This window comes from Lederbergia panacisoli, assembly GCF_024626525.1.
Lineage (GTDB): Bacteria > Bacillota > Bacilli > Bacillales > Bacillaceae_C > Lederbergia > Lederbergia panacisoli.
On record NZ_JANJGU010000002.1, the window covers coordinates 379,222 to 400,445 of the forward strand.

Genomic DNA, 21,224 nt, shown 5'->3' on the forward strand with positions numbered 1-21,224 from the left:
TGTTAGTAGTGTAAATGAATCAATTTTAAAGAAGGAGGAAAATAATCCATGAGTTATGAAGAGATGGAATCAAGTGAAGTGCTTGGCACCAATTCTAATTCAGGGTGCGGATGTCAAATGAACTGTGTTTGTCAAGTAGTCCGCGCCATTAAGGATATACAAGACGAAGCAGTAGAAGAAGAATGTCTCACTTGTACATCCAATTGTTTTGTTGAGCCTCTTGGTGATTTAGCACTCCCAGCTCGCCAACGTTCGGATACTCGTGTTTTTACTTTAACTAATAAAAACGGAGACTTATTCAAAGGATTATTTAAAGGTACTGCCGGAAAATGTGTATCAGTATTTTTTAGAGTCGAGGACATTTTCGATAATTGCTGCGCAACTTTGCGTGTATTAGTTCCTTTAAACAATCAAACAGTTGTTAACTTATTCCCTAACGGTAAACTTAGCTACGAAGCACTTTGTTCTGTAAACAACTGGGCTTCAAGCAACAGCTGTATAACAGTAGATTTACATTGCTTCTGCGCTGTACAATGTATCGCCGATGTAAATCTTGGAATTTGCGAAGTGTGATTGTAAAATGGGGCCAATCAGCCCCATTTTATCTTTCCGTTATATAATTATTCTTATTGCTTGTAGATCCTTCACATCTACTTCGTTTACATCGCCTTGAGAATTTTTAACTGCAATTCGATCATGTTCAAACTTACTTAATGTACCTCTATATCGCTTACTTTCCGTAATAAATTCACATGGGTATGGTTGTTGACTGCTTGGAAATCCGGATAAGTATTGTAGTTTTTCCAGAATGGACATGTCTCTAAATGGTTTTACAGGAGTCAAGTTCCAACTCTTTCTTGATGAAGTACCCGGGTTCCGCCTGAAATAATCTGCTGCAGATACTGGCTTTTGTACTTCTTCTTGCTTTTCTTCTGGAATCTCTTGTACAACCTCTATCATATTTTCACTGCCTAAAGGAGGAATAGTAAAAGTTTGCTTTTTGTGTACCTCTTGTTGGACATTGTTTTCCATTTGAACATTTTCCTTTACATCCTCAGATAAAAAGGAATCTTGCATTTTCCTAGCGGGCCTTTGGAATTTCGGCTGGTGGATATATAATAAAGGCTCCTCTTTATTTCCTTCATTATTATTCTCCATGAAGGGGCACCTCCGTTTATCATACTTCGTTTTATATGTATGCCAAAAAGAGCCTAAGGTTTCCTTCTGAGAAACAAATAAGCAACTGCCACAATGTTAGTGACAGTTGCTTATAATTATATAGCTAGTATATGAAATCCTGAATCTACATGAATATTTTCACCCGTAATACCGCGAGATAGGTCACTAAATAAGAATAGTGCTGTGTCGCCAACTTCTTCAGGTGTTGTTGTTCTACGAAGCGGTGCTTTTTCTTCAATGTCTTTTAAGATGCTATTGAAATCACTGATCCCTTTAGCAGAAAGTGTTCTAATTGGTCCTGCTGAGATGGAATTGACTCTGATTCCATGTTTTCCAAGATCACTTGCCAAATACATAACACTTGCATCAAGAGAAGCTTTTGCTACACCCATTACATTATAATTTGTAACGACGCGCTCTCCACCAAGATAAGTCATTGTTACGATGCTGCCGCCCTCAGACATGACGTCTAGCTTTTGTACTGTTTTCGCTACTGCTGTGAGCGAATAAGCACTGATATTATGAGCTAGTAAAAATCCATCTCTTGTTACATTTAAATAATCTCCAGTTAGTTCTTCCTTATTAGCAAATGCGATGCAATGTGCGATACCATGAATTGGACCAGCAGCTTCTTTTATTTGACTAAAGCACAGCTCGATATCTTCATCTTTAGTAATATCACAAGGCAGTACAAGTGATTTTTCTCCCTCTAAAGAATCAGCAAGCTCACGGACACTTTTTTCAAGACGTTCCCCGGCATATGTAAAAATCAATTTAGCTCCAGCGCTATGAAGAGAACGAGCGATTCCCCAAGCGATGCTACGTTTATTTGCTACTCCCATTACAACATATGTTTTTCCGTTTAAAGAAAGATTCAATTCGATCATCCCCTTATTATACAAGTTATTAGTACCTAGTCCTAATCATACACGAGAAGTTTCAATGTTGTAAAGTATGATTAAAAATGGTTTTCCCTAGAGGGAGTATTGCAGTTCCTTCATTAAGTGATCAACATATTCCTTCGTTCCAGTCACGATTAAACGATCTCCCATTCTTAATTCGGTATCGCCGTGAGGAACAAGCGAATCATTCTCCCTAAATATTCTAACGACTATGATATCACCCATGAATGGAAATTCCCTTAATGTCATATGAGCGAATTGCCTATTTAGCATTTCTATTTCATATAATGCCGTTTCGCCATTCGTCATAATTTGTGCAACCTTCGGTGATTCTATTAAAGCTTTTAGTAAAGCTGTTGTTGAAAGAATAGTCGAAAATACTTCAATATCCATTTCTTTTAATTGTTTTGCTAGTTCAGGACTCTCGATTCTCGCAATGACTCTCTCAATTCCACGATTCTTTGCTTCGCTGGCTAAAATGGCATTTTGCTTTTCATCTCCAGTGGAAATAAAAACAATGTCTGACTCAAATATTCCCGCACTTTCTAATACGGCATTTTGATAATCATGAATTTCGACAATATTAAATACCATGTCGGTGTTTTGTGATTCTAACTTTTCCATTTTTTTATGATAAACAGTTGATTCAAACTGCTCACTACTTAATTCCTTTGATACTGGAAGGGTTAGTTGATTTGCTCCAATGAAAGCCAATTTAAGTTTGCGTTCATATCCATTTTCTTTCGGAAACCATTTCTTAAAGAAAATCGGAGTAATGATACATGAAATCACTGCAACTAATATAAACGTCCCGCTCATTTCGGGCGTAATCACTTCGATTCGCTCCGCTATCTTTGCAGCGGCTATTACAAGTGACAAAGTGGACGTAAGTAAGAAGGCTGAAGCAACAACTGTTTTTGTATCATACCATTTTCTTAAAATGAAGACTGGAATAATTTTTGAAGCCAATAATGCCACTAATAATAATGGGATTAATACGAGTAAATTTTTATCACTCAAAAGTGACCATAAATCAAGATCAACACCCACCATTACGAAGAAAATCGGAATTAAAAAACCATATCCAAATGAATCAAGTTGCTGGACCATTTCTTGTTTCGGATTCAATAAAGAAACTAAGGTACCGGCTAAAAAGGCACCCAATATATTTTCTGCACCTACCGATTCAGATAAAGCGACTAACACAATAATCAATGTAAAGATAGCTCTCGTTCCAATTTGAACGGTTCCTGTTGATAATCTCTCAATGATTGGACGATTTTTAAGTCGATTTCCGATAAAATAGAGAAATATACCTGCAGCGAATAAAATAAGCAATAACCACATATTTCCTTGAGTGTCACTCGAAACGGAAACAAAAATAGCAAGTAAAATCATCGTGACAAGATCCGCAATGACAGCAATTAGTAAAATAATTTGACCAATTCCTGTTTTTAATACATTTCCTTCTTTAAGAGTAGGAACTACGACCCCTAATGATATGGTTGAAATGATTAATGTCATTAAAAATACATTATCAATCAATCCCATTTTTACAAACAGAAACGATAATCCAACTGATAATATAAAAATTCCGGTGAAAATAATAATAGAAACTATTAATCGATTTGGCTCAACGTTCCCATTATGTAATACTGTTTTCTTTTTACTTGGTTTAAAGGCTGTGAAATCAATTTCCAGCCCACTTAAAAACATTAAAAATATGAACCCTAGGGTCGAAAGTGTGTTTAACCAAGATCCGTCTTGAATTAGATCAAATCCACTTTTCCCAATAATTAAGCCCATAATAATTTCAGCAATGACGACTGGCATAAATGTTAGCCGAAAACGATGTAATATAAATGGAGTAATAAATGCAACAACCAATACAATTACAAGAGAGAGTAGAGATGATTCTTGTTCCATAACGGTGTACCAACTTTCAATAAGATTGCTAAATTAATGAATCAAGTAACTCATAAACATAGTTGCCAAGCCAAAATATATTAGGATAGAAGTAATATCATTCATTGTCGTAATAAAAGGCCCTGATGCCACAGCTGGATCGATTTTAAATTTATGCATAATTAAAGGAACTAAAGAGCCGGCCAGTGTTGCAACAAATAATGATGCCAAGATGGAAATCCCGACTAGAAAACCTAGTAGGAGTTCACCTTTCCATACATACACGATAATAGATACCAATACACCACATATCGTTCCCGTAATCAGTCCTGTACCTGATTCTCTAATAATAAGTTTAATTTTACTCAATTCTTGAAGTTCCCCAGTGGCAATTCCTCGGACCGCTACCGCCAAGCTTTGAGTTCCTGTATTCCCAGCCATTCCCGCAATAAGTGGAATAAAAACTGCTACAATTGGCACTTGGCTTAACGTATCTTCAAATCTCCCAATTAGGCTTGCAGTGAACATACCTAAAAACAGCAAAATGATTAGCCACGGAAGTCTTTTCTTTGCTGCAGCAAATGGATTTTTGTCGATTGTATCCATATCAGAAACACCCGCAAGCTTTGAATAGTCATCAGATGCTTCCTCGTCGATAACGTCAATAATATCATCGACCGTAATAATTCCAAGTAAATGATTTTGAAAGTCGACAACAGGCAGTGCAAGCAAGTCGTAGTCTCTCATTTGTTTTGCTGCTTCTTCTTGGTCAGCACTTACAGAAATGGAAACTATTCGATCAAACATAATATCATAAATCATCGTGTCATCACTGCTAATGATTAAATCACGAAGGGAAATGACGCCGACCAGTCGACCATCCTCATCGATCACATACACATAATAAATAGTCTCAGCTTTTGGCGCTTCTTTCTTTAAAATATACATAGCCGAACGGACGGTTTGATTTGCTGAGATCGCAATAAATTCCGTTGTCATGATACTTCCAGCCGTATACTCCTCATAATGAAGCAAGCCTTTTATTTCCTGTGCGGATGTATGATCCATAATAGATAGATAACTCGCAGTCTGATCTTTATCCAAATTATTTAAAACGTCAACTGCATTATCGGCAAACATATTTGCCAGCATATCTGCCGCATATTTAGGTTCCATTTCCGCTAAAATACTTTTATATTCACTATCCTCAATTTCAAGCATTTCAAAAAAGTCGGCAAGTTCTTTAGGAGATAAATAATGGTATACTTTCATTCTTTCCTGAGGAGAGAGCTTGAAAAAAAACTGTGCTTGATCATATGGGTGAAGAGTCATGAACTCCTCTCGAAATCCTAGCATATTGTCTTCATCTATTGTTTGATTGAGAAGTTCTTCATTAATTTGGCCATTTGATTCAAATGTATTGTCCATATTGACTCCTCCTTCCCTTTTGTCTACACTATCCTAACAAATCTATTTACATTTGTCGCTAAAATATTGAAATAAAGTATCTATAGCTAAGATGGTAATTTTAAATGATACGAGGTGAATGACTTGAATATTGATATTATTGGAGATGTACATGGTTGTTATGATGAATTTGTCGCCTTGACAGAAAAAATGGATTATTCGTGGAAAGACGGATTTCCTGCCCACAATTGTCATAGAAAATTGGCCTTCGTCGGTGATATTACCGATCGCGGTCCACATTCATTAAAAATGATTGAAATTGTTTGGAAACTATGGAAAAGTCACGGAGCTTATTATGTTCCAGGCAATCATTGTAATAAATTATATCGGTATTTTCTTGGCCGGAACGTGCAAACCACCCACGGTCTCGAAACTACGGTAGCAGAATTGAACGCCCTCCCATTAAAAGAATTCAATCATTATAAGAAAATGTTCACGGATTTATATGATGGATCGCCACTTTATTATGTACTAGATGATGGGAAACTTGTTATTGCACATGCTGGGATAAGAGCAGATTATATTGGGAAGCACAATAAAAGTGTTAAATCCTTTGTATTATACGGAGATGTGACGGGGGAATTCCTGCCAAATGGAATGCCTGTTCGTCGCGATTGGGCAAAATCATATAATGGGAAGCCATTCATCGTATATGGACATACACCAGTCCAAGAACCGCGATTGGTCGGTAATACGATGAATATAGACACAGGGGCCGTCTTTGGCGGAAAACTCACGGCACTGCGTTATCCTGAGATAAAGACTGTCTCCGTTCCATCAAGCATGCCTTTTGTCGCTGAAAAGTTCAAAAGCTTTCCTTTATAATGAGCATTTCCATATCATCCGGAAGCGCCGAAGAAAAGATTAGTTCAATTTGTTTAAAAGGGTGTATGAAGTGTAATTCTTTGCAATGAAGTGCTTGGCGATTAATGATTTTTTGATTCCCTCCATATAAATCATCGCCAAGCAAAGGATGCCCTAAATGAGCCATGTGCACCCTAATTTGATGGGTCCTTCCCGTTTCAAGTTCCAATTGAACATGCGAAAAATGAGGATAATTACGGATTAGTCTGTAATGAGTAACAGCACTTTGACCGTCCGCCCTCACTTCCCTTTCGATTATACTCGTTGGCTTTCGTCCAATCGGAGCATCAATACACCCTATAACTTCATCGAATTCATTTTCTGCAAAAGCTTCATAATACCTTCGAATCTGTCCTTTTTGTTGCTGTAAACTCAATAAGTGATGGGCATGGCGATGTTTCGCAATTAGCACTAAACCAGATGTATTTCGGTCCAATCGAGTGACAATATGGATAGCTGACGCATTTCCAGCCTTTTCATAATGATAGACTAGTGCATTTGCAAGACTTCCTATTGGATGATCACGTGAAGGAATCGTATTCATATAAGGCGGCTTTTCAACGACAATGATATCATCGTCTTCATAACAAATAGAAAGACTGATATCCTCCCCTTTCATCCTTTCATTAATTTCCTCGGGAGGAAATTCGATGATGAGTACATCGAATTCCTTCAATAGATATCGGACATTCTGTTCTTGTCCATTTACTATGATTGAGCCACCTGTAAATTTGATATCCGTTAACGCCCTTTTTGATATCCCTTTTATGTACAAATATTCTTTTATTGTTTGCCCTTCATCCTTTTTTTCAATTGTCCACTTTAATGAATAAGGATCCATCTTATTAGTTACCATCAGAAATAAAAGAATCGTGAACTCTTTTCCAAAATGGGAAGGGACGGAATCTCGCAAAGCGGATTTTTTCTTCTGCCACACGGAATTGAATCGACTTCACATCCCGGTGCATGACTGTAAGATGGTCTACTGTTACATGAAAATCAAATGTTTTGACTGGTTTAAGGACAAGAGTATGATGATCAGGCAAGATAAGCGGCGATCCAACCGTTCGGAAAACCTTATTATTAATCGATGCCATTTCAGCAAGCTGTATGGAATGAAGAGACGGATGAATAATCGCTCCGCCTAATGCTTTATTATAAGCCGTACTTCCCGATGGAGTGGATACACATAAACCATCACCCCTAAAACGTTCAAAATGGTCTCCACGGATTTCCACATCCATAACAAGTGTACCGACAATACTTTTAACAGTAGACTCATTTAATCCTAAATAACGAGTTTCTTTGCCGCCGTGACGATAACGAATCAATACCTCAAGCAGCGGGTATTCAACAATTTGATATGGAGTTTTTGCAATCGCAATGACGAGCTTTTCTATTTCACTCGGCACCCAATCTGCATAAAAGCCAAGATGACCAGTATGTACTCCCACGAAAGCTGTTTTATCCAAACGGGAACTATAGCGATGAAACGCATACAGTAAAGTCCCATCTCCTCCAACAGATATGACGATATCCGGTTGATCTTCATCATAGACCATTTCAAAATCCTGTAAATATAATCTCATTTTATGCATTAGTGTATTAGACGTTGGATTCCCTTTCGACGTAATCGCAAATTTCACTTTTCTCATCCTTTCTGGCAAGTTGTTAATCATAGTCGTTTTTTTTCTCTAACTTTTTAACGGCTTCTTTATTTTTTGAAAAATATACTTGCGCTTCCTGAATTTCTTCTTTTATTTGTGACATTTCTTCATCTAAACGAAAAGCTGCCTCCGCTGCATCCTGCAGCCTTTTATTAATTTCTTCCGGGAACTGTCCCTTGTATTTATAGTTTAAAGAATGTTCGATCGTTGCCCAAAAGTTCATCGCAAGTGTACGAATTTGAATTTCAGCAAGTATTTTTTTCTCGCCGTTAATGGTTTGGACGGGATATTCTATTACGACATGATAAGAACGGTATCCGCTTGGTTTTTTATTTGATATATAGTTTCGTTCCTCTACAATCCTGAAATCATTTCGTTGTCTCAAAAGTTTAACAACTGTTTCAATATCGTCGACAAATTGGCACATCATCCTTAGTCCAGCTATATCCTGCATTTCGGTCTCGATTTTATCCAACGGTATATTCTTTTGCTGGGCTTTATCCAGGATACTCGCGATTGGTTTTACCCGTCCAGTTACAAATTCGATTGGTGAATGTATATGTTCCTGCTCAAATTGGCTTCTCATGCCTTTTAATTTAATTTTCAATTCATCTATCGCTTGTTTATAAGGAGCTAAAAATTGTTCCCAGTGGTTCACTATAACTTCACCTCAATAATGACTATTTAGAAAAGCTCAAGCGCTTTGATCATCGACTTACTGGTCCACATGATGCGGCTCCCTCAATGTCACCACAAGAAGTGGCGTTTTTAGTCGACGCTCTTTTTCGACCTTAGACTTGAAATAAAGGAAACACGACAAGTCCGGTAGGAAAAGTCGATGTTGACTTCTCAAGCGGGAGATCATGAAAGTTGCTAGTCGATGGCGCTGCAGCTAGACATTTATGAAAGATTTCCTCCTTATTTTAGCACAAACAATATTTTCTTAAAGTTTCACTGTCTGCAATTTGATACTTTATTGAATTTTATTGTAATCAATCCTTTTTAAGGTAAAATAAGAATAGTTAAGTATGGAAGGGGTTAGCAAATTGTCTAGAAATATTGAAATTGAATTTAAAAACATTGTGACGGAAAAAGAATTCCACCATCTACTACAAACCTTTCATATTACTAAAAATCATTTTTTCTCACAAACCAATCATTATTTTGATACGAAGGATTTCGCTTTAAAGCAATTAGGTGCTGCTTTACGAATCCGAGAATTACCAGGAAAATATGAATTAACTTTGAAAAAGCCAGCAAAAACAGGGCTTTTAGAAATAAACGATACACTATCTCATTCTGAAGCATATTTGATGTTGAATGATTCTGTTATATATGATGGTGAAGTAAAAGATGAATTACTTAAAATGAATATCCCTATTAAAGATTTTTACCTTTTCGGATCATTGCGGACAGATCGAGCGGAAACAGAATATGAAAGTGGACTTCTTGTATTTGATCATAGTTTCTATCTAGGTAATGAAGATTTCGAGTTGGAATATGAAACAATGAATCGGGAAAAAGGCGAAACAATATTTTACGAGCTGCTAAAGAAGTTAAACATCAACATTCGGCATGCCGATAATAAAATAAGCAGGCTGTATAAAGTAATACAAGGAAAGAAGGATGAATCCCCATGAATACGTTAGGCCACTTAAAAACAATCCTTGATATTCAATTAATAAAAGGTTTTTCAGGGGAACGAAATACATCCCAACTTAGCGATGAAAGCAGTTCTTTTGGGGAGTTATTGCAGGAGACGTTAACGAACTCTGTTCACGCTTCCCCATCACACACTATTAATACGAATAGTCTTGGTGCCATCTTCCAAATGCAATTAAGAAACCAACCTATTATTGATCAAAGTCAATTCCAGATGGCTGTCAACTTAAATACAACGATTAATAATAATACTACTATCCCTGAAAATATAGAGACGATCATCCAGAAAGCATCAGAAGTGTACAACCTCCCTGCCAAACTCATAAAATCAATCATTAAGCATGAATCCAATTTTAATCCTACGACTGTCAGTAGTGCCGGTGCTACGGGGTTAATGCAGCTCATGCCACAAACGGCAAAAGGTCTTGGTGTTACTGATATTTTCGACCCTCTCCAAAATGTAATGGGTGGAAGTAAGTATTTACGAAATATGCTGGACAAGTATGATGGGAATCTTACCTTTGCACTTGCAGCCTATAATGCTGGACCGGGAAATGTCGATAAATATGGAGGCATTCCACCATTTAAAGAAACACAAAATTATGTAAGGAAAGTTACCGAAACATTTTATACTTGAGAAACTACTGCCCACTTATGTGAGCAGTTTTTTTATGCTAAATACAAATTAATTAGAACCCTTGGAAAATTCTATTTTAAGATAGTTCCGTCCAGCTTCAGCACCTATCGACTAGCAAACTTCTTGCCCTTTTCGCTTGCATAGTCAACATCAGGTGAAATTTAAAGTGCCAATTTCACTAGCTTGTCTTGTCTAGCTGCAGTCGCCAGCCCCTCGAGGTCATAAACCAGCGTCAATAAAAGTTAAAATACAGACTTTTTTTGCCTTAGAACATTTGCTTTTCGAGGCTGATTAGGCGACTTCCGCTTTTCCAACCTCGCCGTGTTTCTTTATCGCAAGTCTTAGGCCGAAAAAGGAACGTCGACTAAAAACGCCACGTCCTGTGGCGACGTCGACGGACCCACATCCTGTGGGCCTGTACGTCGATGGACAGGTGCTTACGCTTTTGTTTTTGCAGTGCTATTTGTTTGAGTTATTATCCAGTGGTTGCTACAATAAACATACTATTTTAGAAAAAGGAGCGATTCATATGGTTGGGAATCGTGTTAAGCCGTATGACGCATTTATTGCTAATAAACTAATAAAAACTTCAGGCATATCAAAAGTCTTGGTGAATAGTTTTGAATAAACAACGTTCAGCAAATAAACGTAACACGCATTATATGGACAATAAGCCCATGGAAATTTATTTGTTTATCGATCCTTTTTGTTCGGAATGCTGGTCACTTTCACCTATTATCAATAAGCTCCAAATTGAGTACGGGGATTATTTCACACTGAAATATGTATTATCAGGAAATCTCGCAATATGGAATAAAAAAGTTGGAAAACTAAGCGAAAAGAAAAATGACCAGCAACTTAAGAACCCACAAAATTTCTGTACACCTCATTTAGCTGCTATTAGCATTAAAGCAGCGGAACTACAGGGGAAAAGAGCTGGGATTCGATTTATTCGCAGGCTGCAGGAATTACTTTTTGTAGAAAATGCTGATATTACAGATATAAATGTAATTCAGCAATGTGCAAAATATGTAGGGATAGATTTAGAGGAATTTATAAGTGATGTTTATTCTTACAGTTCAGCAAAAGCTTTTCAATGCGACTTAAAGATTTCCTCCGAAATGGAAATTAGTGAAATGCCCGCAATGGTATTTTTCAACGAGAATATCGAGGATGAAGGCTTAAAAATTACCGGTTTATACTCTTATGATATTTACGTCCAACTTTTAACAGAAATGTTGGAGCGGCATCCTAAACCAGCGGAAAAACCCCCTTTAGAGCTTTTTTTGTCCGCTCATCCAATCGTAGCATCAAAGGATCTAGCAATGATTTATGATCTACCCGTCCAACAAATAGAAAAGCAATTGAAGAAGTTGCAATTGCAACAAAAAGTTCAAAAAATTGATGCGAAAAATGGCCCCTTTTGGAAATATACATCAGGTGGTTTATAGATTGTCTAAATGCCAGGTTCTTTACCTGGTATTTTTTTGATTCCATTAGAAAGAGAATTTTATATTTATCGCTTGCATATACGTTAATAAATACTATGAGAATGGAGACGGGGACCTTGAGAAAAATTATCATATTCTTGATGGTTGCTATTATCATTGTCTGCTTTTTCTTTAATATTCTTGGCTTATTGAATTTAATTCCAATATATATCACTTCCCCTTTACTTTTTTTAGCATTGCTTGTATTATTGACGTTTTTAAATAGCAGAAACAAATTCCGAGGATTCAATAAGTAAAGCTGCTCCTTATATAAAGAGAGCAGCTTTTTGTTTCCTTTTTATTCAGCTAATAATTGCTCCATTTCAGCAAGCTTTTCTTCAAATACTTTACATGCTGCTTCGATTGGGGCCGCAGTCGTCATATCGACTCCCGCTTTTTTCAATACTTCGATTGGATAATCAGAGCTTCCTGCTTTTAAGAATTCCAAATACCTAGTAACAGCAGATTCTCCTTCTTCAAGAATCTGACTGGATAAGGCAGCAGCCGCACTGAAGCCTGTCGCATATTGATATACGTAGTAATTGTAATAGAAATGAGGGATTCTAGACCATTCTAATCCAATTTCCTCGTCGATATGAATGTCTTCTTCGCCAAAGTACTTTTTATTTAATGCATAATATTCCTTCGTCAGCATATCAGCAGTTAAAGCTTCGCCATTTTGAGCTTTTTGATGGATGAGATGTTCAAATTCGGCGAACATGGTTTGACGGAAGACAGTACCACGGAATCCTTCTAAATAGTGATTAAGCAAATAGAGCTGTTCCTGCTTATCGTCTGTCCGTTTCAGCATATAGTCGCCGAGCAACGCCTCATTGCACGTAGATGCTACTTCCGCTACAAAAATAGAATAATCTCCATATGGGTATGGTTGTGTTTTTCTTGTATAGTAGCTATGGACACTATGGCCAAATTCATGGGCAAGTGTATATAAATTATTCACATTGTCTTGCCAATTCATTAGAATATACGGATTTGTACCGTAAGCACCTGATGAATAGGCACCACTGCGTTTCCCTTTATTTTCAAATACGTCTACCCAGCGATTCTCGAAACCTTCTTTTAGAATATAGGCATACTCTTCGCCAAGCGGAGCAAGACCGTCAATAACCAATTGTTTTGCTTCATCGTAAGGTATATCCATTTTTACATCTTTTACTAAAGGCGTATAAAGATCATACATATGTAGCTGATCGACACCAAGTACTTTTTTGCGCAGTTTCACATAGCGATGCAATAAATGTAAGTTCTTATTGATCGTATTGACTAAATTATCATACACACTTTCCGGAATATTATTAGCCGATAGTGCAGCATGCCTTGCAGATTCATAATTTCGGGCTTTCGCATAAAAATTATCTTTCTTTACTGCACCACTCAATGTACTTGAAAATGTATTACTGAACTTTCCGTACGTTTCGTATACCTTTTTGAAAGCTTCTTCACGAACCCTGCGATTGGAGCTTTCCAAAAAGCGAATATAGTTTCCGTGGGAGATTTGGACCTCTTGTCCTTCCTCATCTTTAATTACCGGAAACTCCAAATCGGCATTATTCAACATTCCAAAAGTAGTACTAGAAGCCCCTAGCACCTCAGATGCTTGAGCAAGTAAAGCCTCTTGTTCAGCCGTTAATACATGGCCTCTTTGCAGATTGATTTCTTCCAAAGCTTTTTTGTATAATTGAAGATCTTTATTTTCATCTAAAAACTGAGCAATTTTACTTTCGTCCATATCTAAAATTTCCGGTACAATGTAAGAAAATTCACTTGCTAAAACAGAATAAAGACTTTCTGCCCGCGCATTGAATCCTTGATAATGAGAATCCCCAGTATCTTGATCATAACGCATATGTGCATATGTATAGAGTTTTCCCATCCGCTCCGATACTTTAGACTGGAACTCAAGAGCTTCAAATAATTGATCAGCACTTTCACTCAGCTTGCCTTTAAATTGACCAGCTTCTTTTAACATTTCTTTTATATCATCATATTCTTTTTCCCAAGAATCATCTGATGAGAAAATATCTTCCAGTCTCCATGTCATTTCCTCGTTTATTTCAGAACGAGAAGGAAGTGTTTTTACTACAGTTTCATTGGCCATTGCCATCCTCCATTCATTTTTAACTATATTTCTTTCGTAAATCGAAAGGTAAGCACTTAATACATATTCTACTTAATTTTGGTGAATCCTGCTAGACCTTCAAAAAAGAAACAAGATTCATCTATTTTCGCTAGACTTGAGTTCCTATCGTTTATTTTCCGAAAAATTGCTTCCTCCCACTGCATTCCCTCTTCTATTGACATTGGAATTTTGACTTGTTTATTCATCTTAAATAAGTCTTCGCCTAATTTCGTGAAATATTCCATTTCTGTTAAAAGCGAAAAATAATTCTCGACAGCATTCCTCCATGTAATTTCACGATCCAAGGGGAAAAATCTAGGGTTTATGAATCCTGATTTTATCCCCGCTTCCATCTTTTGATTAATATATTTCAATGATACACGGGTACCAATTTGTAGTTTACTTAAACATTCTTGAAAAATTAAAAACTGCCATTCAAGTGGATGGGAATAGAAGCATTCCATATGAGGGACTGGAAGCCCACAAATAGGCGGCAGCAAAAATGGATTGTTTCCAGATGAATAAATTGTTTTAAGGAAGTGATCATGAACGAGGTTTCCGTATTGTACTTTATTTTGAAGCCATTTTCTTTTATGCTGCAGCCATGTTAAATGCTTCATTCTTGTTTTTGAAATTGGAAAATGTAGTGGAAGAGTCGCAGTACTTATTGTACGGGATGTTAATGTAGCAGAAACTATTTTGGAGCTAATCGAGGTAATTTGGGATAGGAGGTAAAATCTCATGCTTTCTGAATCAAAACTCAATAAATGGTGGCCATATCCTTTCTTTTGCCTAATCATTGACCAGTGAAAATCCGATAGACTAAAAAGACCCTTTTGCATTTTTTGGTATGGCTTTCCCCCCATAATCCATAATGGAACAATACCTATACTTTTGTACCCTTTTGTCCTCTCTTCCAATAAACTTCTTGCTAAAGGAGAACATTGATATTCAATCGCATAAGAATGTGAATAAGTTTGTACGAAAAGATCAGCACGCTGTTTAATGTCTGGGAAATAATGCTCTATCGTAACTGAGAGGCCTTGCTGCGTAAGAAAGTTGTACAAATATTTTTTTCCTTGCAAATGCTGGATGCTTTCTGGCTCGCTTTGAGAGGTTGTACATAATGAATGTTTCCTATGAGAAAAATGAGGAATACGGATTTCACCTGCCTTAAGAATTAGGGGCTCATGGCATTGAGGACAAAAATAAACGTTGCTTCGTAATCGTTCTAATAACTCTTTGTTGTAAAAAGAGTGAACAAGCGTAATATACTTCCCGTCTTGATTGAGGGCTGTTAACAATTTACCACTTCCTTTCAAAATACTACTTCTACATGTCTCTGTAAAAAACCTTTATTTAATGAGAAACAAAAAAAGACTGATTCCATGATAATGAAATCAGCCGTCTTATTGGAAATATTGACGAAGTGTACTAAAAACATCAAGATCAATGATGTTTTTACCATATTCAGCAATTCGATGAATAGTGTAATTGCTTTCTGTGCCATATTCAAGGAGAATACTCAAGGCATCTTCAATTTGTTCTTCATCAAATACATCCTCTGGGAATTTTACATATAGATAATAATTGTTTTCATAAGAAAAAAGTTTTGTTTCCATTTCGGCAACATCGTGCACTTTGGAAAGCGCCAATAAATGCTCAAAATCCTTAAATAAAAGAACAAATTCAAGCTCTGCCTCATCATCTGCTTTTTCTTCATAATGCTTAATGTGAAAATGCTGATCTAAAAATTCTTCTATTTTATCATTAACGTGCATGTCACCTTTATCTGTTGGGATAGGAAGCTCTAATTTTTGTCCATCCTTTGACAGCTGTGCTTTTGTCACGATAACTTCCAGCCCTTTGTCCAATGCCTGTATTTGAATCCAAAGAGGCCCATCCGGTACAAAATCATCTTCTTGATGAATTTCGTCCATCATTTCCCAAAATAGTTCTTCGCCTCTTTCGCGATTGTACCAAATTTCTTCCCGATCAAAGCCTCGTTCTTCTATATCAACATATGAAATGTAAAACTTTACTGTGTGCTCGTTAATACGTTCAATTTCCATACATCAACTCTCCCTTCTATTATTGGGTGGTGAAGGGATCATCATCCCGTACTCAAAGTACTTAGTGCCTTTCTCCTTGTACTCATATTTTATGATAAGTTTAGCTAAATTGGAAACAAAAGATATTCCCAATTATAAAATAGTCATATGCCCAATGACTTTTATTAATGTTTCGATTATTTTATATGACATACACATTAAAATCAAGCCAATTTTCTAAATTTTTATAAGAAAAACATAGGTGCCTCGCCTATAGACATACGTAAAAACTGTAGTGATTTTTACTAAGATAAAGAAAACATAAACAGTCAGATGGGATAAATCTGATGTTGACTACTCAAAAGAGAAGGCATGACAGTTCGCTAGGCGATAGGCGACGAAGCTGGACATAGTAAAAAGGCTGTCCCTGTGCCTTAACGGCCTTAGGAACAGCCACTTTTCCATATAAGTATATATGCAGGGCTTAATTTACCATTTTCTGTGCTTCGCGCAACTGATATGTTCTTACCTTCCTAGGAAGGAATCGTCTAATTTCATCTTCATTGTATCCGACTTGAAGTCGTTTTTCATCCAAAATAATCGGTCTTCTTAAAAGTCCAGGGTTTTTTTGGATTAGATCATATAATTGTTGAAGTGGAAGGGAATCCAAATCAATATTTAGCTTTTGGAAAATCTTTGAACGCGTTGAGATGATTTCGTCTGTCCCATCCTCTGTCATTCTTAAGATTTCCTTAATTTCTTCCAAGCTAAGTGGTTCTGAGAAAATATTTCTCTCTTTATATGGAATGCTTTGTTCCTCGAGCCAGATTCTTGCTTTTCTACACGATGTGCAACTTGGTGATGTGTACAATGTTACCATAATACAAATCACACTCCTTTTTTAAGAATTAAATTCTTTATAAAAGTGCCTCTTATATAACAGAATTTAGAATCATGTTTCAATATTTATCGATTTTTGTTGGTTTCCATTCTAAAAAAATGATTATATAGAAACAACCCTTCTAATGTATTATACACTATTCCAAGCAGATTGAATAGGTTTTTTAAGGAATTTCTAAATCTGTTACTATGAAAATTGCAATGCTGTTATAGTCCCTTTTTTGTATATTTTTTTATACCACCGCCGAACAAGCTTTAAACAAAAATATGAATTCTTTTTTTGTTTTTTCTTTAACTTCCTCGTTTTATCGTTCCCAAAAAAGGAAAAAAAATGCCGAAATGAATTCGAGGACTTTGAAATAGTTCTTTTTCTGTGGTTTCTGTCTCGATCGAATTCGAATTGAGACTCAAAAACTATTTTCTCGTCATTTCAGTCCCAATTGGCATGAGTCGAGACTCAAAAATGTTTTCACATCATTTCAGTCTCGATAGGATTCAAATCAAGACACAAATGTAGTATTTCAGTCCCTCGCCCCAAAGCGCTGAGAAAGGTTCCCGCACCTCCCGCGAAAAGCAAAGCGCCTTGAGCACAAATCAACAACCAGGTTTAAATAGAGGAGATTTTATCAGTACTTTTATTAATTCAGCATTACTTTTTATCTGGGATATAATTTACATTTGGTGAATATTTATTTCCAGCATTCCAAAGTAAATATTCTTTAATGCCTTCGTCGTTTAATGCTTTAATTTGTGCCTCTACTTGTTCTTTTCCGTAAACTTGATAATTTCCAGCACCTAAATAGGATGCGGTGAAATCTTGAATCCACGGACGAGAAACCGGAGGGTTTTTCAATTCCCTTAATTTAGCATTTTCTAATTTCGCATATTCACGTACGAGCTTATATGGTTCCAAATCGGGTTTGGCGATACCAAAATAGGATGTCCAATGACTTGGATAGATCATGGAAGAAATAACATCTACATTTTCCGATATTTTGGAGAAGTTTTGTCCGATTCCAGGAGCTTCTGGTAAGGTAGCGGTGTAGCCAAAAATATCAACAGATACTTTTACTCCGTACTTTGCCAATTTCTCTCTAGCGTATGCCACAAAATCTGTAACAGCGTGAACACGTTTCTGAACATTGTCTGTTTTTGTATCTTTATATTCACCAAGTCCATATTTCAACTCGGTATCTCGATTTTCAAACCCTTCTGGAAAGCGAACATAATCAAATTGAATTTCTTGAAAACCTAGTTTTGCTGCTTCAATCGCAATATCAACGTTATAATCCCATACTTCTTTTAAAAATGGGTTGACAAAAGATTCACCTCTCCCGTTTACCCATATCTTTTTACCATCTTTAAAGGATAGATCTGGTCTCGTTTTTGGCAATGTAGAGTCTTTAAAAACTACTATTCTAGCGATTGGATATATCTGTTTTTCCTCCAATACATCCAGCATTTCTTTTGGATCATGAATATAATTCTGTCCAAGATGAGCGAATGGGGAATCTTTTGGAAGTTTATATGTAATTTGACCCCAATCGTCCTTCACATCGATAACCATTGCATTTAGTTCCGTGGAATCTATTAAATTCACTAAATCATTAAACCTACTCCCACCCGCGGAGTGGCCAGTCACATAAATTCCTCTAACTGCATCAGGATATTCGAAATTGCGTCCAGAATTAAATACAAAACGGGGAAGATCGTCAGCCAAAACCTTTTTTTCAACAGATAACTGTCTAGCAACATGAGTATGTACTTCTTTAATATCTTCTGCAAAAGCAGCTCTCGAAGGAAGCTGCCATAATAACGAAGCTGCAAGTCCCGCAACCGTCATTACTTTTAACCATTTCAACGTATCTCTCTCCCTTTTGCGGATCTTGTCATTATTTGAGATTTTTTGTCCTATTCTATTTTAACAAGGATTAATACGAATTGATAATGTTTTCTTGTATGTTATTTAATTAAATCCCAAGTTGATTCTTTCGTCCCGGCTTGATTGTCATATTTTGTGAGGTTATAATTAATAAAAAGGATTTTCTTAAGTTTGTATCATTCATCCTAATTTTTGGACGGATGGTTTTTTATATTGAGGAGGCTTCTTAAATGAAAACGATATTTTCTGGTATTCAGCCAAGCGGTGTCATTACTCTTGGAAATTACATAGGTGCCATTCAGCAATTTATTGAATTGCAGCATGATTATGATTGTTATTTTTGTGTTGTTGACCAACACGCTATAACAGTTCCGCAAGATCGACTAGAATTAAGAAAAAACATTAAAAGATTAGCTGCACTCTATGTAGCTGCTGGACTAGATCCTGAAAAAGCAACTCTTTTTATTCAATCGGAGGTTCCTGCGCACTCGCAAGCTGCGTGGATGCTGCAATGTATCGCGTATATCGGTGAATTGGAGCGTATGACACAATTTAAAGATAAATCATCTGGGAAGGATGCAGTTTCCGCAGGATTATTAACATATCCTCCTTTAATGGCTGCGGATATTCTATTGTATAATGCTGATTTAGTTCCTGTTGGAGAGGATCAAAAGCAACATTTAGAACTTACGAGGGATTTAGCAGAACGGTTTAATAATCGTTATAATGATATTTTCACAGTTCCTGAAGTTAGAATTCCAAAGGTTGGAGCAAGGGTCATGTCGTTGCAAGAACCGACGAAAAAAATGAGTAAATCCGATGCAAACCAAAGGGCTTTCATTACTTTATTAGATGAACCTAATCAAATCGAGAAAAAAATTAAAAGTGCTGTAACAGACTCCGATGGAATTGTTAAATATGACAAGGAGAACAAGCCTGGGGTATCAAACTTACTTTCGATTTACTCTATTTTAGAAAATAAACCAATTCCGGAACTTGAGCAATATTACGAAGGAAAAGGGTATGGGGATTTCAAAGCCGATTTGGCTGCCGTTGTTATTAATGCCTTATCTCCTATACAAGAACGCTACAAAGAATTGCTTGATTCAAAAGAACTTGATGACATCCTTGATGCAGGGGCAGAAAAAGCTTCTAGAAAAGCTAATAAAATGTTAAAGAAAATGGAAAATGCGATGGGTTTAGGAAGAAAAAGAAAGTAAATAATATAAAGAGCCAATCTCAATTCTGAGCATGGCTCTTTTGCTTTTTTCAAAAAGAATAGGGATAAGTATAAGTTTTTATATTTTTTGAAATTAGCCTTTAGCTGTCCAATTCCAGCGCCCATCGATAAGCAAGGCACTTATGCTTTTCTATCTAATTCACTTTTGAATCGTATTCCATGTCCCATAGCTTTTCGAAAAATGGCTGACCTTTAATAAGATTTTCGCACAGCATTAAATGTTTTTCCGACCAGCCCATCTTTGTTTCCTGGTAAAGATAGTTCCATACTTCTTCAAATTCCATCGTCTGGATCTCGTTGTATTTGTTAGGTGCCCATTCAGTATACCAATAACGTATTTCAGGAGTGTTTTTCGAAGAGTATAGCTGGTCCAGGGCCATAAACATTAAGTGTTTTAATTGACGTTCCTTTCTTGTCAAACCATACATCAATTCTGGTTCTGGCGACAATATATGGTGCTCTTTATCCATATTTTCTTTATTAAACTTGTAAGGAAACGGTTCATTTTTCATCGTCATCTCATAAACCAACTGTTCTTGACGAGGAATTAATCTGCTTTTGCGAAGCGGAATTGAATAGCCAATTGTGTCAACCGCCATGATCCCTTTTCCATCTGTTACGACAAAACAATACTCCAATTGTACACGCTCATGATTTTTTCTTAAGTATGCTTTCTTATAAACATCATTTAATAGGGTCTGTGGCAGTTCAGCCAAATTATTTTCTATGTAGTGGAAGAGGACCGGCTCAATCAACAATAGTGGAACTTGATCAAGGAGCTCGATAACATCTTCTCCTCGACGCCATTCATGAAAATGGCATACGTTATAGCCGTTCTCCTCCCCTTCAAACCAATTGACCCAAACATCGTGAAGATATAGCATCCTTATCCCTCACTTCATAACCTTTTGTCAATCAGTATAGGCAGGGTGCAGTTAATTTATTCCTCTTTATCATTGTGACTGATTATTTTCTCATTACTATAAAAAATAGCACCAGCTATCATGATTAATCCAATTGGCATTAAGTAACATTCAGGTCTCCTTAATATAAAGAAGAAATAATCACTAAAACTTCTTCCCATAGTGACCAAATTTAAATATCCGATTAAGCTAACACCACCTGATACGGAAAAGCCAAACCCAAGCATTAGCATAAAACCCCTAAATAACATAGTATGGCACATCCTTATTCATTCTTTAGCTCGCCTTTTTATTGAGTATATGTATAACTCCAAT

General features: G+C 36.5%; 21 protein-coding genes. 7 read left to right on the plus strand and 14 right to left on the minus strand.

The genetic code is table 11. The annotated features are described in order from the left end of the window. The first annotated feature begins 48 nt into the window (after positions 1 to 48). Entirely contained in the window at positions 49 to 573 is a 525-nt protein-coding gene (locus NQ185_RS04790) for a CotY/CotZ family spore coat protein (protein ID WP_373370773.1), read from the plus strand. Between the two features lie 39 nt (positions 574 to 612). On the opposite strand, the gene NQ185_RS04795 is transcribed toward NQ185_RS04790, so the two are convergent. The 4 genes from NQ185_RS04795 to mgtE form a co-directional block, all read right to left on the minus strand. Beyond that, positions 613 to 1,158 (minus strand): CotO family spore coat protein, encoded by a 546-nt coding sequence (locus NQ185_RS04795; protein WP_257580434.1) that lies wholly within the window; start codon positions 1,156 to 1,158, stop codon positions 613 to 615. A 116-nt stretch (positions 1,159 to 1,274) separates the two neighbouring features. After that, positions 1,275 to 2,057, minus strand: coding sequence for an enoyl-ACP reductase FabI (gene fabI, locus NQ185_RS04800; RefSeq protein ID WP_307000095.1), 783 nt, complete (start codon positions 2,055 to 2,057; stop codon positions 1,275 to 1,277). Between the two features lie 96 nt (positions 2,058 to 2,153). After that, on the minus strand, positions 2,154 to 4,007 hold the full coding sequence (locus tag NQ185_RS04805) for a monovalent cation:proton antiporter family protein (RefSeq protein WP_257580435.1): 1,854 nt from the start codon (positions 4,005 to 4,007) through the stop codon (positions 2,154 to 2,156). A 33-nt stretch (positions 4,008 to 4,040) separates the two neighbouring features. Continuing rightward, entirely contained in the window at positions 4,041 to 5,414 is a 1,374-nt protein-coding gene (gene mgtE, locus NQ185_RS04810; protein ID WP_257580436.1) for a magnesium transporter, read from the minus strand. Positions 5,415 to 5,537: 123 nt separating this feature from the next. Between mgtE and prpE the strand changes: the two genes are divergently transcribed. Beyond that, a complete protein-coding gene (gene prpE / locus NQ185_RS04815) occupies positions 5,538 to 6,278 on the plus strand; it encodes a bis(5'-nucleosyl)-tetraphosphatase PrpE (protein ID WP_257580437.1) in 741 nt (246 codons plus the stop codon). On the opposite strand, the gene NQ185_RS04820 is transcribed toward prpE, so the two are convergent. Genes NQ185_RS04820 through yjbM form a run of 3 tightly spaced genes read right to left on the minus strand, consistent with a single transcriptional unit; the run spans position 6,259 to position 8,642 of the window. Beyond that, positions 6,259 to 7,158: an RluA family pseudouridine synthase gene (locus NQ185_RS04820; protein ID WP_257580438.1), complete on the minus strand. Its 900-nt coding sequence runs from the start codon at positions 7,156 to 7,158 to the stop codon at positions 6,259 to 6,261. The genes prpE and NQ185_RS04820 overlap by 20 nt on opposite strands. A gap of 4 nt (positions 7,159 to 7,162) precedes the next feature. Beyond that, positions 7,163 to 7,963: an NAD kinase gene (locus tag NQ185_RS04825; RefSeq protein WP_257580439.1), complete on the minus strand. Its 801-nt coding sequence runs from the start codon at positions 7,961 to 7,963 to the stop codon at positions 7,163 to 7,165. A gap of 25 nt (positions 7,964 to 7,988) precedes the next feature. Then, positions 7,989 to 8,642: a GTP diphosphokinase gene (yjbM, locus tag NQ185_RS04830; protein WP_257580440.1), complete on the minus strand. Its 654-nt coding sequence runs from the start codon at positions 8,640 to 8,642 to the stop codon at positions 7,989 to 7,991. A gap of 388 nt (positions 8,643 to 9,030) precedes the next feature. On the opposite strand from yjbM, the gene NQ185_RS04835 reads away from it, so the two are divergent. The 4 genes from NQ185_RS04835 to NQ185_RS20410 all read left to right on the plus strand — a co-directional run bounded on the left by NQ185_RS04835 (position 9,031) and on the right by NQ185_RS20410 (position 12,030). Then, on the plus strand, positions 9,031 to 9,624 hold the full coding sequence (locus NQ185_RS04835; RefSeq protein WP_257580441.1) for a CYTH domain-containing protein: 594 nt from the start codon (positions 9,031 to 9,033) through the stop codon (positions 9,622 to 9,624). Further along, on the plus strand, positions 9,621 to 10,283 hold the full coding sequence (locus tag NQ185_RS20130) for a lytic transglycosylase domain-containing protein (RefSeq protein ID WP_307000098.1): 663 nt from the start codon (positions 9,621 to 9,623) through the stop codon (positions 10,281 to 10,283). Before NQ185_RS04835 ends, NQ185_RS20130 begins: the two co-directional genes overlap by 4 nt. A gap of 620 nt (positions 10,284 to 10,903) precedes the next feature. Then, a complete protein-coding gene (locus NQ185_RS04845; RefSeq protein ID WP_307000101.1) occupies positions 10,904 to 11,734 on the plus strand; it encodes a ClpXP adapter SpxH family protein in 831 nt (276 codons plus the stop codon). Positions 11,735 to 11,874: 140 nt separating this feature from the next. Beyond that, positions 11,875 to 12,030, plus strand: a complete 156-nt coding sequence (locus NQ185_RS20410; protein WP_506323675.1) for a hypothetical protein — start codon at positions 11,875 to 11,877, stop codon at positions 12,028 to 12,030. Between the two features lie 41 nt (positions 12,031 to 12,071). Here NQ185_RS20410 and pepF read toward each other — a convergent pair whose 3' ends face one another. The 5 genes from pepF to NQ185_RS04870 all read right to left on the minus strand — a co-directional run bounded on the left by pepF (position 12,072) and on the right by NQ185_RS04870 (position 18,725). After that, positions 12,072 to 13,892, minus strand: coding sequence for an oligoendopeptidase F (gene pepF, locus NQ185_RS04850; protein WP_257580442.1), 1,821 nt, complete (start codon positions 13,890 to 13,892; stop codon positions 12,072 to 12,074). Between the two features lie 68 nt (positions 13,893 to 13,960). Next, positions 13,961 to 15,217 (minus strand): competence protein CoiA, encoded by a 1,257-nt coding sequence (locus NQ185_RS04855; protein ID WP_257580443.1) that lies wholly within the window; start codon positions 15,215 to 15,217, stop codon positions 13,961 to 13,963. Between the two features lie 105 nt (positions 15,218 to 15,322). Then, positions 15,323 to 15,985 (minus strand): adaptor protein MecA, encoded by a 663-nt coding sequence (gene mecA, locus NQ185_RS04860; protein WP_257580444.1) that lies wholly within the window; start codon positions 15,983 to 15,985, stop codon positions 15,323 to 15,325. A 463-nt stretch (positions 15,986 to 16,448) separates the two neighbouring features. Beyond that, the gene (gene spxA, locus NQ185_RS04865; protein WP_213128464.1) at positions 16,449 to 16,844 is read right to left on the minus strand and encodes a transcriptional regulator SpxA; all 396 of its coding nucleotides are present in this window, start codon (positions 16,842 to 16,844) and stop codon (positions 16,449 to 16,451) included. A 669-nt stretch (positions 16,845 to 17,513) separates the two neighbouring features. Further along, positions 17,514 to 18,725 carry a putative glycoside hydrolase gene (locus tag NQ185_RS04870; RefSeq protein WP_373370774.1) on the minus strand — a complete coding sequence of 404 codons (1,212 nt, stop codon included), beginning with the start codon at positions 18,723 to 18,725 and terminating at the stop codon, positions 17,514 to 17,516. Positions 18,726 to 18,976: 251 nt separating this feature from the next. Between NQ185_RS04870 and trpS the strand changes: the two genes are divergently transcribed. After that, the gene (trpS, locus tag NQ185_RS04875; protein ID WP_257580445.1) at positions 18,977 to 19,966 is read left to right on the plus strand and encodes a tryptophan--tRNA ligase; all 990 of its coding nucleotides are present in this window, start codon (positions 18,977 to 18,979) and stop codon (positions 19,964 to 19,966) included. Between the two features lie 154 nt (positions 19,967 to 20,120). Here the strand turns inward: trpS and NQ185_RS04880 are convergent, their stop codons facing one another. After that, positions 20,121 to 20,870, minus strand: a complete 750-nt coding sequence (locus NQ185_RS04880) for a YjbA family protein (protein ID WP_257580446.1) — start codon at positions 20,868 to 20,870, stop codon at positions 20,121 to 20,123. A 56-nt stretch (positions 20,871 to 20,926) separates the two neighbouring features. Beyond that, positions 20,927 to 21,160 carry a YuzI family membrane protein gene (locus tag NQ185_RS04885; protein ID WP_257580447.1) on the minus strand — a complete coding sequence of 78 codons (234 nt, stop codon included), beginning with the start codon at positions 21,158 to 21,160 and terminating at the stop codon, positions 20,927 to 20,929. Positions 21,161 to 21,224 lie beyond the last annotated feature (64 nt).

Excerpts from the sequence above, each read along its gene's own strand:
- NQ185_RS04790 (WP_373370773.1), top strand. The coding sequence starts at position 49 with ATGAGTTATGAAGAGATGGAATCAAGTGAAGTGCTTGGCACCAATTCT.
- NQ185_RS04820 (WP_257580438.1), bottom strand. The coding sequence starts at position 7,158 with ATGGATCCTTATTCATTAAAGTGGACAATTGAAAAAAAGGATGAAGGG.
- spxA (WP_213128464.1), bottom strand. The coding sequence starts at position 16,844 with ATGGTAACATTGTACACATCACCAAGTTGCACATCGTGTAGAAAAGCA.
- NQ185_RS04885 (WP_257580447.1), bottom strand. The coding sequence starts at position 21,160 with ATGTTATTTAGGGGTTTTATGCTAATGCTTGGGTTTGGCTTTTCCGTA.
- NQ185_RS04805 (WP_257580435.1), bottom strand. The coding sequence starts at position 4,007 with ATGGAACAAGAATCATCTCTACTCTCTCTTGTAATTGTATTGGTTGTT.
- trpS (WP_257580445.1), top strand. The coding sequence starts at position 18,977 with ATGAAAACGATATTTTCTGGTATTCAGCCAAGCGGTGTCATTACTCTT.
- NQ185_RS20130 (WP_307000098.1), top strand. The coding sequence starts at position 9,621 with ATGAATACGTTAGGCCACTTAAAAACAATCCTTGATATTCAATTAATA.
- mecA (WP_257580444.1), bottom strand. The coding sequence starts at position 15,985 with ATGGAAATTGAACGTATTAACGAGCACACAGTAAAGTTTTACATTTCA.
- mgtE (WP_257580436.1), bottom strand. The coding sequence starts at position 5,414 with ATGGACAATACATTTGAATCAAATGGCCAAATTAATGAAGAACTTCTC.
- NQ185_RS20410 (WP_506323675.1), top strand. The coding sequence starts at position 11,875 with ATGGTTGCTATTATCATTGTCTGCTTTTTCTTTAATATTCTTGGCTTA.
- pepF (WP_257580442.1), bottom strand. The coding sequence starts at position 13,892 with ATGGCCAATGAAACTGTAGTAAAAACACTTCCTTCTCGTTCTGAAATA.
- NQ185_RS04880 (WP_257580446.1), bottom strand. The coding sequence starts at position 20,870 with ATGCTATATCTTCACGATGTTTGGGTCAATTGGTTTGAAGGGGAGGAG.
- NQ185_RS04795 (WP_257580434.1), bottom strand. The coding sequence starts at position 1,158 with ATGGAGAATAATAATGAAGGAAATAAAGAGGAGCCTTTATTATATATC.